General features: G+C 30.0%; 16 protein-coding genes. 6 read left to right on the top strand and 10 right to left on the bottom strand.

What is annotated here, in order from left to right; genetic code table 11:
• The 6 genes from U9O55_01315 to U9O55_01290 form a co-directional block, all read right to left on the bottom strand.
• A partial coding sequence (locus tag U9O55_01315; GenBank protein ID MEA2088465.1) for a hypothetical protein occupies positions 1–298 on the bottom strand: 298 nt, incomplete at its 3' end.
• A 49-nt stretch (positions 299–347) separates the two neighbouring features.
• Positions 348–2,126, bottom strand: a complete 1,779-nt coding sequence (gene aspS / locus U9O55_01310) for an aspartate--tRNA ligase (GenBank protein MEA2088464.1) — start codon at positions 2,124–2,126, stop codon at positions 348–350.
• Between the two features lie 194 nt (positions 2,127–2,320).
• Positions 2,321–2,641 carry a hypothetical protein gene (locus U9O55_01305; GenBank protein MEA2088463.1) on the bottom strand — a complete coding sequence of 107 codons (321 nt, stop codon included), beginning with the start codon at positions 2,639–2,641 and terminating at the stop codon, positions 2,321–2,323.
• A gap of 243 nt (positions 2,642–2,884) precedes the next feature.
• Positions 2,885–4,159 (bottom strand): hypothetical protein, encoded by a 1,275-nt coding sequence (locus U9O55_01300; protein MEA2088462.1) that lies wholly within the window; start codon positions 4,157–4,159, stop codon positions 2,885–2,887.
• A gap of 190 nt (positions 4,160–4,349) precedes the next feature.
• A complete protein-coding gene (locus U9O55_01295) occupies positions 4,350–5,516 on the bottom strand; it encodes a hypothetical protein (GenBank protein MEA2088461.1) in 1,167 nt (388 codons plus the stop codon).
• A gap of 668 nt (positions 5,517–6,184) precedes the next feature.
• Positions 6,185–6,403, bottom strand: a complete 219-nt coding sequence (locus U9O55_01290) for a hypothetical protein (GenBank protein MEA2088460.1) — start codon at positions 6,401–6,403, stop codon at positions 6,185–6,187.
• Positions 6,404–6,574: 171 nt separating this feature from the next.
• Here U9O55_01290 and dnaB point away from each other — a divergent pair, with 171 nt between their 5' ends.
• The 3 genes from dnaB (at position 6,575) to pth (ending at position 10,123) form a co-directional block, all read left to right on the top strand.
• Positions 6,575–7,939, top strand: a complete 1,365-nt coding sequence (dnaB, locus tag U9O55_01285; GenBank protein MEA2088459.1) for a replicative DNA helicase — start codon at positions 6,575–6,577, stop codon at positions 7,937–7,939.
• A 13-nt stretch (positions 7,940–7,952) separates the two neighbouring features.
• Complete coding sequence (der, locus tag U9O55_01280; protein MEA2088458.1) at positions 7,953–9,359, top strand: ribosome biogenesis GTPase Der; 1,407 nt, start codon at positions 7,953–7,955, stop codon at positions 9,357–9,359.
• A 155-nt stretch (positions 9,360–9,514) separates the two neighbouring features.
• Positions 9,515–10,123 carry an aminoacyl-tRNA hydrolase gene (gene pth / locus U9O55_01275; protein ID MEA2088457.1) on the top strand — a complete coding sequence of 203 codons (609 nt, stop codon included), beginning with the start codon at positions 9,515–9,517 and terminating at the stop codon, positions 10,121–10,123.
• A gap of 50 nt (positions 10,124–10,173) precedes the next feature.
• Here the strand turns inward: pth and U9O55_01270 are convergent, their stop codons facing one another.
• Both U9O55_01270 and U9O55_01265 read right to left on the bottom strand, forming a co-directional pair.
• Complete coding sequence (locus U9O55_01270) at positions 10,174–10,446, bottom strand: hypothetical protein (GenBank protein MEA2088456.1); 273 nt, start codon at positions 10,444–10,446, stop codon at positions 10,174–10,176.
• A 57-nt stretch (positions 10,447–10,503) separates the two neighbouring features.
• Positions 10,504–10,857, bottom strand: a complete 354-nt coding sequence (locus U9O55_01265; protein ID MEA2088455.1) for a hypothetical protein — start codon at positions 10,855–10,857, stop codon at positions 10,504–10,506.
• Positions 10,858–11,185: 328 nt separating this feature from the next.
• Here U9O55_01265 and dprA point away from each other — a divergent pair, with 328 nt between their 5' ends.
• From dprA to U9O55_01250, 3 genes are all read left to right on the top strand, one after another.
• Positions 11,186–12,289 (top strand): DNA-processing protein DprA, encoded by a 1,104-nt coding sequence (gene dprA, locus U9O55_01260; GenBank protein ID MEA2088454.1) that lies wholly within the window; start codon positions 11,186–11,188, stop codon positions 12,287–12,289.
• A 138-nt stretch (positions 12,290–12,427) separates the two neighbouring features.
• Positions 12,428–13,351: a CAP domain-containing protein gene (locus U9O55_01255; protein MEA2088453.1), complete on the top strand. Its 924-nt coding sequence runs from the start codon at positions 12,428–12,430 to the stop codon at positions 13,349–13,351.
• A complete protein-coding gene (locus U9O55_01250) occupies positions 13,336–13,764 on the top strand; it encodes a divergent PAP2 family protein (protein ID MEA2088452.1) in 429 nt (142 codons plus the stop codon). Before U9O55_01255 ends, U9O55_01250 begins: the two co-directional genes overlap by 16 nt.
• A gap of 72 nt (positions 13,765–13,836) precedes the next feature.
• Here U9O55_01250 and gpmI (U9O55_01245) read toward each other — a convergent pair whose 3' ends face one another.
• Positions 13,837–15,417, bottom strand: a complete 1,581-nt coding sequence (gpmI, locus tag U9O55_01245) for a 2,3-bisphosphoglycerate-independent phosphoglycerate mutase (protein MEA2088451.1) — start codon at positions 15,415–15,417, stop codon at positions 13,837–13,839.
• A 71-nt stretch (positions 15,418–15,488) separates the two neighbouring features.
• On the bottom strand, positions 15,489–16,676 hold a 1,188-nt coding region (gpmI, locus tag U9O55_01240; protein MEA2088450.1), incomplete at its 5' end, for a 2,3-bisphosphoglycerate-independent phosphoglycerate mutase.

Here is a 16,676-nt window from a genome sequence, read left to right as displayed (position 1 = left end):
TAGCAATAATGTCTGTTGTATTTGGCGGAAAATGTAAATGCCAAGAATATTTGCCGTTCTCATCAGTTATCCAATCATCACTTGAATACCTAAAATAAGACGACCATTCATCAAATGGATCCCATGTCGGCTCAAATGAAATTTCAGCTGAAGAAATTGGCTCGTTAGTAATGCTGTCTTTTACAATTCCGAAGATATTAACATAAGGCACTGGAATATCAGCTTCTGAAATATTAGGAAGCAATATGAATGCCAAAATTAAAAATAAATGCCCTCCTAAAAATTTCATTTTTGTCATAGTTTCTTTATCTTAATTTTATTAAATTTTAAATTTTATCTATTTCTCATTACATATCCAAATCAATTTTTATCCCCAAATCTTTTAACATTTTTTGATCAACTTTTGCCGGAGTGTCAAGCATTAAATCTCTAGCTTTGCCGTCTTTTGGAAAAGCCATTACTTCGCGGATATTTGGCTCATCAGCCAAAAGCATTACAAAACGATCAAGCCCCATTGCGATGCCTCCGTGCGGAGGAACACCGAATTCAAACGCTTTAAGCAAATGCCCAAATCTTCTTTCAGCGTCTTTTTTAGAAATATTCAAAATTTTAAATATTTTTTCCTGCAATTCTTTTTCATAAATTCTCATTGACCCTCCACCGACTTCAACTCCGTTTAAAACCAAATCAAAAGCGTGGGATCTAACTTTTTCAGGATTTTTATCCAATAATTTCAAGTCTTCTTTAATCGGCATTGTAAACAAATGATGAGCTGAAACTAAATCTCCTGTTTCCTTGCTTTTTACAAACAACGGAAAATCAACAACCCACAAATAAGCAAATAAATTTTCTGGAATTATTTTTAACATTTTAGCGCATTCAACTCTTACGGCTCCTAACGAGTCGCAAACTGTGATAAATTCATCAGCTCCAAAAAATATTATATCTCCCGCTTTTGCATTAACCTCTATCACAATTTTCTTAACTAAATCTTCACCTAAAAATTTAACAATAGGCGATTGAAAAGTGTTGTCTTTTTTAATCACAATATAGGCTAAACCTTTTGCCCCATTATCAATCGCCATTCTTGTCAAATTGTCAATTTCGCTTCTGCTGAATTTTGCTCCATTATCAATTTTCAAAGCATTCACAACCCCGCCTTGTTTTATTACATTCGCAAAAACAGCAAAACCGCATCCTTTTACCATTTCAGTAATTGGCTTAATTTTTAAATCATATCTGATATCAGGCTTGTCAGAACCGTAATACAGCATCGCGTCTTTCCATTCCATTATAGGAAAAGGTATTTTTAAAATTTTCTTTTTAGGAACTATTTTTTTTGAAATTTCAATAAAACATTCTTCCATCATTTTAATAATATCTTTTTGCTCAGCGAAACTCATTTCAATTTCAAATTGTGTAAATTCTGGCTGGCGATCTCCTCTTAAATCTTCATCGCGAAAACATTTCGCGATTTGAAAATATTTATCAACTCCCGCCACCATTAACAACTGTTTTAATTGTTGCGGACTTTGTGGCAAAACATAAAAACTGCCTTGATAAATTCTTGACGGCACTAAATATTCTCTGCTTCCTTCAGGCGTATCTTTAATTAAAGACGGAGTTTCAATATCTATAAAATTATTTTTATAAAAATAATCTCTGATTAACTTGGATGTTTTACTTCTTAAAATTAAATTTTTCAACATTCTTTTGCGCCGTAAATCAATATAGCGATATTTAAGGCGGACTTCTTCATTCATAATATTGCTTTTTTCTTCAGAAATTTCAAATGGAGGAGTTTTTGATTTTGAAAATATTTTTATGTCGTGGCAATCAATTTCTATATCTCCTGTTTTTAACTTTTTATTTATCATATTTTTTGGACGCAAAACAACTTTTCCCTCCACCTGAATAACCCATTCGCTTCTTGTTTTATCAGCTAAATCCCAAGACTGTTTTGAGATCTTTGGATCAAAGGCAATTTGCGTAATTCCATACCTATCACGCAAATCAATAAAAATAATACCACCATGATCGCGACGGCTGTGAACCCATCCAGCTAAAATAACATTTTTTTCTTTATTTTTCGCGGATAACTCTCCGCAAGTGTGTGTTCTCAACATATTAAAAAAATATATAAAAAATAACCTTAAATAAATTTCACTTAAAGTTATTATATCATATATTTATTACACAAAAAAGTCAATTTATGCACTTGGATTATATTAAAAATCCTTCCTTTTTTAATTTATAAAAAATAAAAATCCTGCATAGCTTCCAGCAACACAGGATTAAATTTTAAACAGCTTACTTTTGTTTAATCTATTTTAGTCATTGTTCCATTTCTAACCATTCTTTCAAAAAATCCTATTGGATCTTCTAAATGGCTTCTGCCATTTTCATACCAGTAATAGACATCACATCTTGAACACCTATACCCTCCCGCATTATTTCCAATAAGATGTTCAGTTTTTCTTGAACCACATTTTGGGCAATATGGAAGTTTAAAAAAATATATATAAAACCACCATATTGCAATAACTAAAAAAATTAAAAGTAGTGTAATTAAAAATATTCTTCCAGTCCAAATGGCTATTGAATCTATCAAAGTAAGCACATCTATCTCCTTTTGAATCAAAAATTTAAAAAAATTTAATAAAAAGAACAAACTATAAATAATGATATTATCTTAACATTATTTTGTCAATTGAATAATTCCTACATAAATACATTTCTAATCACATTAAAATTTTCATTAATTACTCTTTAATAATTATTTTTACTTTTCGCAAATTTTTAGGAATATATTTTAAATAATTAAGCAAATTTTGATAAACATTTTGTTTATTCCGTGTTACATTTTTAAGGCTTTTTCTAATATTTATCCACAGTGAATGCAATCATCCATTTTAAATTCATTCATATGAGGTAATATGATCAAAAATAAATAATCCATTTCAATATCTTCGGTTAGTTTCCATTCTTTGCAATCATAGTTATTACATCCTTCTTCCGCGCATTTATAACCGGCATCCCTAAAATGATTTATTAATGCTTGGTTTGGATTATTATTAAGCCATATCGTTGAACCTAAAGAATAAGTAGTATTATTTCCGTAAATTTCATTTAACCTTTCTTCTCCACAATAATAGGCAGTATAGAATTGTCCAAGAAATTCTAAATGTTTATATTTCGGATATATTGGGTATATACTTCGTCCAATATCTGTTGCAGTAGGCTTATTAAAACAAAGAGGATTTGGAATGGCATCCTTACCAATAAATTCAAAACTATTTCCCATTTCGAGATCAACACATTCATCATTAATAAAAAAATTACATGCTTGTCCTAATGACCATGTAACTGCAAGTTTATTATTTGAATTATAATAAGACCTTTTAGCAAAAGGTGAAAAACAATTTCCAAGAGTAATATGATAAACCTTATCATATTTGGTCATATTTTTTTCTCCTATTCCACACGTACTACCATATCTATCTTGTAAAAATTTTTCCAATCCTTCTTCGCCGTCAACATATGATAAATATATTGTCCAAATTTTACTGTTATTGCTAGTAACAAGTTCGATTCGATTTTCGTACTCATCAACTTCAATTTTTCCGAAATAATCAGCATTATGTGGTAATTTTATACAAAATTCAAAATAGTTATTACAATACCTATCCCACAATTCATCTATTGAAGTTAAAGATGTATTTTTTGATAAAATACTAATTTTATTTAAATCATCATCAGTAATTCCAAGTCCAAAATCTTTCATAATATTAAAAGCATCTATCGGTCGGCCTAAATAATAACCCCTCATATCTTCTGGGTAAATATAGTAAGCCTCGCCTTTATTTTCCACATCCAGCATAATTTTTCCAGCTAAACGATCAGGAAATTGATTTTTTAAATATAATGTTAACTCATTGTGTTTAATACCAAGTCCTAATTCGCGCATTATATTAAATGCATCATCAGGGCGACCAAGGTAATAACGTTTATTGTTATCCGGGTTTATATAATAAGCCTCTCCATTTTTTTCAACTTGCAAAACAATTCTTCCGGATATTACATCATTTAATAAATCAGCACGAATAATAGTTGGCAAGAAGATAAAAAAAATTATTAAAATGATAAATAATTTTTTCATATATTTTAATTATTAATTAATAAATAAAAATATTAATATATCAATGAATAAAATTTTCAAAGGAAATTTAAAAATTTTTAATTATTCCATCTAAATCACTTATTATCAAATATATCACTTCTCGTTTTGGCTTTGTCAAAATCCGCGAAGCGGTAAAACAAATATTTTTAAAAAACTATATCAAAAAATACTAAATATTTTCTTGAATAATTATTTTTACTTTTCGCAAATTTTTAGGAATATATTTTAAATAATTAAGCAAAACTTTAATTTCAACGCTTTCAATCGCGGAATTTCTTTCCAAATATTCTTTTGTGTCGCTAATTTTTTTGCCTGCTAAATTGTCTCCATCTAAAAATAAACTATCATCGCTTATTATCATCTCTCCAGACGCGTAAACTTTAATCTCAGCCGACTTTTTGTCAAAATCAAATTCATCAACAACATAATTAAAACTATTTTTGTTTATTTTAACGAATTTTTTATCGTCAGGCACAGCTTCCTTTAATCTGATCTCAGCTAAATCAGCTATCTTATTTTCATCAAAAGATATTTCTGTTGCTTTAATTTTTAAATACAAATTAAATTTTTCTGTTTCATCTCCAACATCTTTATCAGACTTACTTAAAAGGACTTCTTTAAACCCGACCTCTTTAATTTTAGGTATTCTGCCTATCAAATTAAAATTAACCTTGTTTTTATTTTTTAAATCAAATTGATTTTTTGCGCTCTTGCGTAAATCTTCAGCCAAATTTTCTCTTGCCACATTGATATCTTCCTGTGTAAGTATTTTTACTAATTTCTTTTTTCCTAAATCACTTCTGCTCTCAGCGTAAATTGTTTTTTGCAATCGATCTGATAATCCTGGAATACTAAATTTTGTAGGCTTTACTATATCTTTAAAATTTTCATCGTCAGAATAAACATCAACTTCAACTTCGTTGTCAGCTGGGACAATTATACTTTTCTTAATCCTAAATAAAATATTATCAGGCGTTAAAAGCCGCGTAGTAGCAACCAATGGCTGATTAAAGCTCTCTTTATTAATAATAAAAACCTTGCCAAAAATTTCCGAGATTAGTTCTTTTTCGCCAGAAGTAAAAAATTCCTTATTTCCATCTATTTCTAAACTGCTTATTTCACCTTTTATAATTTCATCGCCAGACTTAGCATTATAATTGCCATCCTTAATTTCAGTCAAAAAATCAACACTGATTTTTTCTTTTACAGGCGTTATATATATCTCTACCTTATAAAAAATAAAATAACCAGCCAGTCCTGCCAAAACAATAACAAAAAACAAAAAATTAAAAGCAATTTTTTTATAAGTATTGATTTTTCTAACTTGTTGGTACATAAATTGATAAATTTATTTTAAATTTTTATTTTTCTATAATATCACATAGAAACAAAAAACGCAAAAAATTGTCAACAAATTAAAATACAGAACAAAATAAAAAACGCCTGAAAATTATGCAGAATGGTTAAAAATATTGCTGTTAGTCTTGACAATTTCTATATTTTGTGATATATTAGTATTAGTTTTTTATACCAAATAATAAAAAAAGGAGGGAGATGATGATTATTAAGAAAGTCTATGAAGTTACTGTGGCTGACATTAAAGAAGGTAGAAAATTTTTGTTTGAAAGAGTAAGAAACCCATTGACATTTTTACTTATCATATTTATCGGAATCTTGTATTTTGCTTTATACATGATGACATTCCCCGCAATTAATTATTTTTTAATTGGACTAAGGGGCAAGACTATTTGTCCAATAATTAAAAATAATGAGTATTGCTCTAAATGTAATGTTGGGTGTGTGGATGATCCAAATATCCTCAGCCTCCCAAAACCAAAAATTTAAAAATTCAAAAAACACAGACAGCTTGTTGTCAATTCAGCAAGCTGTTTTTCTTTTTTACACAAAGCTATTTTTTGATGATATTTAATGATGAAATCTTAAAATTAAAATCAAAAAAAGAATAGACTGTTTAAATATTAAACAGTCTATTTTCAAATTTTTTTACTCAGCAGGCTTCACTCCAAAATATTTTTTGGAGATGAAATTAAACAAAATTATCGCGCTTAAAAGTATTACAATCGCTGATAATCTTACGATAAAACCACCTCTTTCAAATATAAGGAGGGTATAACCTACTAAAATTAAAGCTGAAAGAAAAAAAATGATGGAAAGTATTAAATCCACTATTTTTCTGGGTATTGCCCTAATTTGAATATTCATAGTTCCTCCTTGACTAATTTTGAATTTTATGTCAAAAATCAGTTTTCATTTAAAAAAATATACATTAAAAAAATTATTTTATTAAACAAATATAACAAATAATACTATCTTTGTCAACCCCTTGCATAAAATTTTAAATAGGTCATAATATAGATAAATAAAATAAATTTTATGCAAGAAAAAAATATTTCAGGAAAAATACCTCCGCAGAACGTTGAAGCTGAACAATCTTTGCTGGGATCTCTTATGATTGACGAAAACGCGATTATTAAAGTCGCTGATATTATCAGCGAAAACGATTTTTATGAAAAAAAACACCAAATAATTTTTTCGGTTATTTTAGAAATTTATGAAAAACATCGCCCCATTGATATTTTAAATGTTTCCAATCGCTTAAAAGAAAAAAAACAATTAAAAAATATTGGCGGAAAAAGCTATTTAGTGAGCTTGACGAACGCTGTTCCTTCAGCTAGCCATATAATTTCTTACGCGCAAATTGTCGCGCGAAAAGCCACATTACGCCGGCTGATTAGCGCAAGCACTGAAATCACTGATATGGCTTATAATGAAAAAAATGACCCTGAAAAAATGCTTGATGAAGCAGAGCAAAAACTTTTTTCTGTTTCACAGCAATACCTTCAACAAAATTTTATATCAATCAGAGATGTTTTAGACGAGGCTTTTGACAGAATTGATGAAATTCATAAAAATCGCGGAAAATTAAGAGGAGTTCCAACAGGATTTATTGATTTAGATAAAAAATTAGCTGGTTTGCAAAAATCAAATTTAATAATATTGGCTGCTCGTCCTTCGCTTGGAAAAACATCTCTTGCTTTGGATATTGCCAGAAATGTTGCCAAAGAAAAAATCTCTGTTGGAATTATATCTTTAGAAATGAGTAAAGAAGAATTGGTTGATCGCCTTTTATGTGCTGAAGCTGATGTTGATTTATGGAAAATGCGGACAGGCCAGCTTTCATCAAAAGAAGACGATGATGATTTCGCGCGTGTCAATTACGCAATGGGAGAATTGTCAGAAGCTGAAATTTACATTGACGATTCATCATCAACCAATATTATGGAAGTCAGAACAAAAGCGCGAAGATTAAAAATGGAACATAATTTAGGGCTGATTATAATAGATTATCTTCAATTAATGGAAGGCCGCAGAACAGAAAACAGGGTGCAAGAAATTTCTGATATTTCAAGATCATTAAAAAATTTAGCGCGAGAATTAAATATTCCTGTTTTAGCTCTTTCTCAGCTTTCAAGAGGCGTTGAATCGCGCACCCCGCCAATTCCAAAACTAGCTGACCTTAGGGACTCAGGATCTATTGAACAAGACGCTGATATTGTAATGTTTATTTATCGTGAAGATTATTACAAAAAAGAAAGTTCCAAACCAAATATTGCTGAAATTTTTGTTGCAAAACACCGCAACGGTCCAACAGGAAAAATTGAACTATATTTTGAATCCAACAAAGCCAGCTTTAAAAACTTAGACAAAATAAACCAAGAAAAAGAAGAACCTTTTTAAAAAATCCAAAAATATGAAAGTAACAATTATTGGCAGAACTAATGTTGGTAAATCAACTCTTTTTAACAAAATATCCGGACAAAAGCAAGCAATGATCTCAGGCATTGGCGGGACTACTAGGGATGTTAATAAATCCGAAGTAGAATGGGTAAAAACTAAATTTTTTTTATATGATACGGCGGGATTAGATATTGACCCAACCGACGCAATTGAAAAAGAAGTGATTAAACAAAGCGAAGCAAATATCGCTAAAGCGGATTTGCTAATTTTTTTATTAGACGGACAAGAAAGAATTCTGCAACAAGACAGGCAAATAGCTAAAAAAATAAGAAAACTAAAAATCCCTGTTATTTTAACAATCAATAAAATAGATAATCAAAAAATAAGAAGCGAAACAAATTCCTTTGGATTCGAAAAATTAGGACTTAAGGACGCGCAATTAATATCAGCTTCGTCTGGCGTTGGTGTTGGCGACCTTTTAGACAAGATAATAAAAGAATTAAAAAAAATAAAAAAACAATCCGCTCCGCCATCCGCCAGCTGGCGGAGCGGATTGCGGAAAAAAAAACCTATTAAAAAAAAGGTAAAAAAAAATCTTCCTGAAATTAAAGTGGCGATTATTGGCAAGCCAAATGTTGGCAAATCATCAATACTAAACGCTTTAATTAAAAGAAAAATTGATATTAAAAATCAAGAGAACATTATTGTGACTAATATTCCGCATACTACTCGCGAACCGCAAAAAAGAAAAATTGAAACAAAAAATTTTTTTATACATTTTATTGACACGGCAGGCGTTAGAAGAAAATCTAAAATTGACAAAAAAACATTGGAATTGTTAAGCGTAAGAAAAAGCATTGAAGCTTTAAAAGAGGCAAACATAGTGTTATTTGTGATAGACGCAAGTTCGCCAATAACAAGCCAAGACAAAAAACTTGCTGATTTAATACAAAAAAATAACAACGGGCTTATTATTATCGCTAATAAATGGGATCTAATAAAAAATAAAACAACAGAAAGCGGAAAAATATACGCTGATTTTGTTAAAAAAAGCCTTTGCCATGTTAAATGGGCGCCAATTATTTTAACATCTGCCACAGAAGGCAGGAATATAACCAAAATTATAGACTTAATAGAAGAAATAAACCAAGAACAAAATAAAAAAATAGACCAAGAAGAATTAGACAAACTTATAAAATCCGCGACAGAAGCGCACTATCCTATCAAAGCAAAAGGTTTTAGACGCCCAAAAATATATGAGTTAAAACAGATTAAATCGTCTTTGCCAAAATTTGTTGTTGTCATAGGACATTTAGACACGCTTCATTATTCTTATTTAAGATTTATAGAAAACCGTTTAAGGGAAAAATACGATTTTAAAGGAACAGCTATTGAAATAGTAATTAAAAATAGAAAATAATTTTAATCTCACCCTTTGAAAAAGTGGGTAAGGGGGGTAAAATAAAATCTAAAAATCCTCCAACCTCCTTTTACAAAGGAGGACTAATTGAAAATTATTTAAAATAGTTCCCCCTTTGAAAAAGGGGGTAAGGGGGATTTTAAAAATAAATTAATATGAAATTAATTATTGGATTGGGAAATCCAGATAAAAAATACGAGAATACAAGACACAATGTTGGATTTATTATAATTGACGAACTGCAAAAAAAATTGGGCTTTCAAGAATTTAAATTTAATAAAAAATTCAACTCTGAAATAACAGAAGGAGTCATCAATTATATCATCCTGAACGAAGTCCCGACAGATAGTCGGGGCGAAGCCGAAGGATCCCAAACCAATATTCCACTAAACGAAAACAAAACCATTCTCGTCAAACCGCAGACTTTTATGAATAATTCTGGCGAAGCTGTTCAAAAAATTATAAATTTTTATAAACTGGATCCAAAAAATATTATTGTTATTCACGACGATTTAGATATAGAAATAGGAAAATATAAAATTTCAACTGATTCATCTTCGGCGGGACATAAAGGCGTCCAGTCTATTATTGATAACCTAGGCACGCGAGAATTCAAAAGAATCAGAATTGGAGTGGAAAAATTTGGCGGACGAATAAATCGCGGAGACATTTCAGGTGAAAATTTTGTTTTACATAATTTTGAAGAAGAAGAAATTGAGAAAGTAAAAAAGTTAGCGGGAAAAATTGAAAAAGAAGTAAAATAAAAAAAACTGCAACCTATTGTAGCGTTGCAATCCAATAATTCTTAATAAGATTAGAATGATATAAAAAAGTTTATTCCATGCCAAATTTTATATTCTGTCATCCCTCCATCTCGAACTTTGTAGCCGAGTCTTTTTTGGAAATTGATTATTGGCGTAACATCAACTTTCCAAAGTTTAAAGGTTGAAGAGACGGCCAATTTTGCGGAACTTATTGTTTTTGATCTTTTACCGCAAGCTCCATCATGACCTGCGATTGAGATATTAAGATTAATTGCCTGTGATCTTATCAAATTTATATTGTATTTAACTCCTGCTCTATACATAAATTCACCTTCTAAAATATCCCTATCGACAGGAATATCCCCTTCCAGCGTGATATATTATTTTACAGAAAATATTTTTGGTAAATCTAAATGCAAAATTAATGCATGCAAATCTCCTTTAGTATTATTTATATTATACATATTGTAGAAGACATAACTTACATCAATTTCTACCTTGCCAACGGTTCGGTAGATACCTGTGATATAATCAATTTCGGTTCCATAATTATCATTAAAACCATTCAGGCTAACTGACGACCATCCCTTAACATATAATCCCAATTGTTCAACAGTTACATTAATACTTTGTTGAAAAACCGAGTCATCGTAATTAGCGCAACTTGGCCAGCCAATATATTGGCTAAAATATCCAACACCTAAAGATCCGTGCAATTTCAGGTCTTTCCGCAAACAGGCTGTTAAAAGAACAAAACACCAAAATTCCTGTCAAGAAAACTAAATACTTTTTCATCACCCCCCCCTAAATGTTCAAAAATAAATTCCATTTTTTATTTTTTTGGAATGATTTTCAAAGTTTGAATAATAATACAAATAACAAATTTATATTACTTGTTTTTCTGCTTGCCAACGAAAAAGTTAAGTAAAAAAAAATTCACTAACCTTAAACTATTGCAGACTGATTGCTTGACCAGGAGGGTAGTTTTTGCGAATCAGCCACTGGCAAGCAGAAAAATAAACAATATAAATGCAATGGTTTATCATAGCACAAATAGAAAATATGTCAATAGAAAAAGATATAAAATATTGGATCGCGATTTCAAAATATTCAAAAATCGGTCCGATAAGATTTAAAAAATTAATAAAATATTTTAAAACTGCAGAAAATATTTGGAAAACAGATATAGAAAAATTAGTAAAAGCTAATTTGGAAAAAAATATTGCAAAAGATTTTGCTGAAAAAAGAAATCAGATAAATCCTGACATGGAAATGGAACAAATATTAAAAGAAAAAATAAAAGTCCTGACTATTCAAGACGACGACTACCCAAAACTTTTAAAAAAAATAAAAAATCCGCCTTTTCTACTATATTACAAAGGAAAATTAGACGGACTTAAAAAACCAACACTTGCAATTGTTGGGACAAGAAAGGCGAGCCAATACGGAAAACAATCAGTTTTTGACATAGCCAAAAAAATAGCCGCAAACAACATAACAATTATAAGCGGTATGGCGTTAGGAATAGATACCATAGCGCACAAAACAGCTGTTGAAACTGGTGGCAATACAATCGCTGTTTTAGGATCAGGACTTGATCAAAAAAATATTTATCCAACAGCCAATCAAAATTTAGCTAATGAAATTATTTTATCACACGGAGCTATTATTTCAGAATACCCCGTTGGAATGCCAGCTTTTCATTATAATTTTCCAATGCGGAATAGGATAATATCTGGATTAAGTTTGGGAACTTTAGTAATTGAATCTCCTGATAAAGGAGGTTCTTTAATCACCGCTCATTACGCGAAAGAGCAGAAACGAAAAATTTTCGCGCTTCCTGGAAATATTTATGATAAAAATTCATCTGGAACGCACAAATTAATAAGTTCTGGAAGCGCGCAAATCATAACAAAATATGAAGATATTATAAATGCGTTGAATTTAGATAGAATTCCTTGTCACAAAAAAATTAAAAACAAAATTCCTGAAACAAAAGAAGAAAAAATATTGCTGAAATATTTAGAAACACGCCCAATACATATAAACAAACTGGTAAAAATGTCTGGTCTTAACTCGCAAATTGTCTGTTCAACTCTCACGCTTATGGAAATAAATGGAAGAGTAAAAAATTTAGGCGAAATGAACTATGCGCTTATTTATTGATAAAAATTTGTATTAAAATGACTGCAAAATTATTTTGCAGCCATTTTATTGACAAAACCCCAAAAATATGCTATAATTATTATATATAAAATAAAAAATAAAAATTTATCTCTGAATTTAGGGGGTAAATACAAAAAAATGAAAAATAAAAAAATAACTGCTGTTAGTCTAGTAAAAAAACAAAAAATAGCCGTATTAATTGCCTCTCTTTGCATTATAGGGAGTTTTTTATTGCCAAAGTTAATTTTTGCCACAGAAATAACATCTGAAAATCTTATTAAAATAACAAATCAAGAAAGAATAAGGCAAAAACTTAAACCATTGCGAGTAAATAAAACCCTAGAAAATGCCGCTACAAATAAAGCTAATGATTTATTAAAAGGACAATATTTTTCACATACATCGCCAGAGGGCAAAAATTTTATTGAATGGATTAAAGAAGTAAAATACGATTATCTTTATGCTGGAGAAAATTTGGCAATGGATTTTATAACTTCCGAGGGGGTCGTAAAAGCATGGATGCAAAGTAAAAATCATAAAGCAAATATATTAAGCCCCTACTATACTGAAATAGCAATCATTGTAAAATCTGGAATTTTAAATAAAAGATTTACGACAATAGCCGTTCAATTGTTTGGAACGCCAAAACAAATTTCTGAAAACAATTTGGCCATAAATAATGAATTTATTTTATCAGAACAAATAATAAATAATAAAGAAAAAATTTTAGTCTTTCCGTCTATTTTAAATTATAAAAATTTTGATATAATATATTTAGACAGCAAAAATTTTGTAACTGAAACAAACAAAGTTTCTATGGCAAGTAATGCTCCATACAAAAAAAGTTTTAAAATTCCAAACAACAAGTTAAATCCAAAAGTGGCGGGAGAAAATACGCAATTCTTTTATAAGCAAAATAGCGTTAAAAACAGACTGCCAATATTTTATTCCTTAATGTCATTAATTCTTTTTTTTTCAGGCCTAGTTCTGCTTTTTTTAAATCAACATTATATTTATAGCGAAAAAGAAAATTATAATAAAAATTTATGCCATATGAATTAATTATTATTCCGTTTGTAACAGTTATTCTCGCTCAAATATTGAAATTAGCAACCGACGGAATTAAAAATAATTTTAACATAATTAATATTTTTGGAAAATACGGAGGAATGCCTTCTGGACATATTAGTTTTATTGCTTCTTTGGGAGCCTTAATTGTTATAAAACACGGAGTTGATTCTTCATTTTTTGCTATCTGGATAATTTTTGCGACAATAGTCATGAGAGATGCTCTTGGAGCGCGCAGAGAAATTGGGATACATTCATCAGCTATAAAAAAAATAAGTGAAAAAACAAATACTAACATCCCAAAATTAATAACGCGAATGGGGCATACACCAATAGAAGTAATAGCTGGATTTTTATTTGGAACAGGAATCACTTTAATTATAAAATTATTAATATCGCAAATATAATAATCACATAAAACATTTAATAAAAAAATCAAGAAAATATTTTCTTGATTTTTTATATTGATATTTTATTTTTTAAATCAATGATATTCCAGTCATTTCTTTTGTTTTTTTAATATCCATTATTTTTAAAACAGTCGGCGCGATATCAGCTAAAACACCCATCGGCTTAATATCGCTTAATTCTTCTTTTATTGGGATTAAAATGCCTGCTTTTTTTTGATAAAAATCTTTTTTCACGATTATAAACGGCACTGGGTTGCTTGTGTGCTCTTTCTCCATCTCCCCTGTTCTTTTGCTTATCATATCTTCCGCGTTGCCATGATCAGCGGTAATTAATACAGAGCCATTTTTAATTAAAACAAGCTCTACAATCTCTTTTAATGATTTATCCACGGCTTTTATGGATTTGACTGCTGCTTCTAAATTTCCTGTATGCCCAACCATATCAGAATTAGCGAAATTAATTAATATAAAATCATAACTATCTTTCATAATTTCCTCAATAACTCTTTTGGTAATTAAAGCGGAAGACATTTCCGGAGCTTGGTCATAACTCGCTACTCTTGGCGAAGGAATAATAATATCATCTTCTAACGGAAATTTCTCTTCATATCCGCCATTAAAAAAATAAGTAACATGCGCGTATTTTTCTGTTTCCGCGATATGAAGCTGGCGTAATCCATTATCACTAATAACTTTGGCTAAAGGATTAGCAATTTCTTCGCGCGGAAAAGCGACATTAGCAGGCAAATTTTTTTCATACTCAGTCAAAGTTACAAATTCCAAATCTCTTATATATTTATCTCTTTTAAATTTGTCAAATGACGGCAAAACAAAAACTTTTGTAATCTGCCTTGCCCTGTCAGACCTGAAATTAAAAAATATAACCGAATCATGATCGTCAATTATTGCCACAGGTTTTTTATCTTCTTTAACTATCACTACTGGAACAAATTCTTCATCAAAAACTTTCTTGTCATATGAAGCTTGAATAGCTTCTATTGGATCTTTAAAATATTCTTCGGCTTTGCCAGACGACATCGCGATGTAAGACTTTTCTATTCTTTCCCAATGGTTATCCCTATCCATTGCCCAAAATCTTCCTGATAAATTAGCTATTTTACCAACGCCAATATCTTTCATTTTATTTGACAGCCGAGAAATCAAATTTATTGCCTCGTTATATTTAGTGTCGCGACCATCTAAAATCGCATGAATATAAACTTCTGAAAAATTTTGCTGTTTTGCCATTTCCAACAATCCATATAAATGCCCCAAATAACTATGTATCCCTCCACTTGAAATCATTCCTAACAAATGAAGTTTTGTTTTATTTTTTTTGCAATGGCCAAAAGCTTTTAACAAAGCAGAATTTTTATATATGCTTTCATCTTCTATTGATTTGGAAATTTTCATTAAACTCTGATATACAATCCTGCCAGCGCCAATATTAAGATGCCCTACTTCAGAATTGCCCATTCTTTTCCAAACCAAACCAACTGATTCGCCAGAAGCTTGCAATAACGTAGTTGGAAAATTGCTGGTTAAATAATTAAAAAATTTTGGATTAGCTTCCGTAATCGCATTTCCAAAAGAAGGCGGAGCAACTCCCCATCCGTCTAAAATTATTAAAATTGTTGGTTTTGGACGCATAATATTTAAAACTCAAAATGCAAAATTCAAAATCAAATAAATTTCAAATTTTTTAAAAAATTTAAATATCTTTATTTTTTCGTCAAAATCAAACTTTCTCCTGTCATTTCTGCCGGCTTTTTAATACTTAAAATATCTAAAATTGTAGGGGCAATATTTCCTAATATTCCCTTTTTCTTTAATTTTATATTTTTTAATTTTTTATTAACAATAATAAAAGGAACTGGATACTTAGAATGCGCTGTATCTATCTCTCCTGTTTTTAAATCAATCATTTCCTCAATATTTCCATGGTCTGCCGTAATAATCAATGTCCCGTTTAATTTTAATATTTGCTTAACTATTTCCCCGATAGATTTGTCTTCAGATTCCACTGCTTTTATGCTTGCTTCTAGATTGCCTGTATGACCGACCATATCAGAATTCGCGAAATTGCAAATAATAACATCATATTTATCTTTTATCAAAAAAGAAAGCATCTTTTTTGTCAAATCATAAACTTTCATTTCCGGTATTTTATCATATCTGTCAACGTCTGGAGATTTAATAAAAAATCTATCCTCATTGCCGACAGGACTATCATATCCGCCATTAAAAAAGTAAGTAACATGCGCGTATTTTTCTGTTTCTGCCATATAAATTTGGCGAAAATTTTTCAAAAGCATCGGCAATGTTCCTTTCAAATCCCTGCTTGAAAAAGCAGTTGTTATCCCTGGCAAATCAGGGCCAAAATCAGTCATAGCTGTAAAAAAAATATTTTTAAGTATTTTATTCCTTTTAAATCCAACAAATTTATCCTGCACAAAAGCTTTCGTTAATTCACGCGCTCTGTCTGATCTTAAATTATAAAAAATAATTCCATCATTATCATTAATCGTGGCTACTGGTTCTTGTTTTGTCGTATTTTTGTGTTTAGCTGTAATAATGCTTGGCATGATAAATTCATCGCTCTTGCCTTTGTTATAACTTGCTGTAACAGCTTCAATAGGATCTGAAAAATAAATTCCTTTTGACTGAGTTAAAGCCTCATATGTCATTTTTGTTCTTTCCCATTTTTTTTTCCTGTCCATAGCATAAAATCTTCCCATTATAGTAGCTATACACTGCTCCGGCCTTAAATAAAATTTTAATCTTTCTAATAATTTTATCGCTGAATATTGATGACTATCTCTTCCGTCCGTAAAAAGATGCAAAAAAACTTTAACTTTTTTTGAATGCGCCAAAGTTAAAATCGCTATCAAATGATCTGGATTGGAATG

This window comes from Patescibacteria group bacterium (assembly GCA_034660655.1).
In the GTDB taxonomy this organism is placed as follows: domain Bacteria; phylum Patescibacteriota; class Patescibacteriia; order JAACEG01; family JAACEG01; genus JAACEG01.
This window is presented reverse-complemented; position numbering and strand designations above follow the sequence as displayed.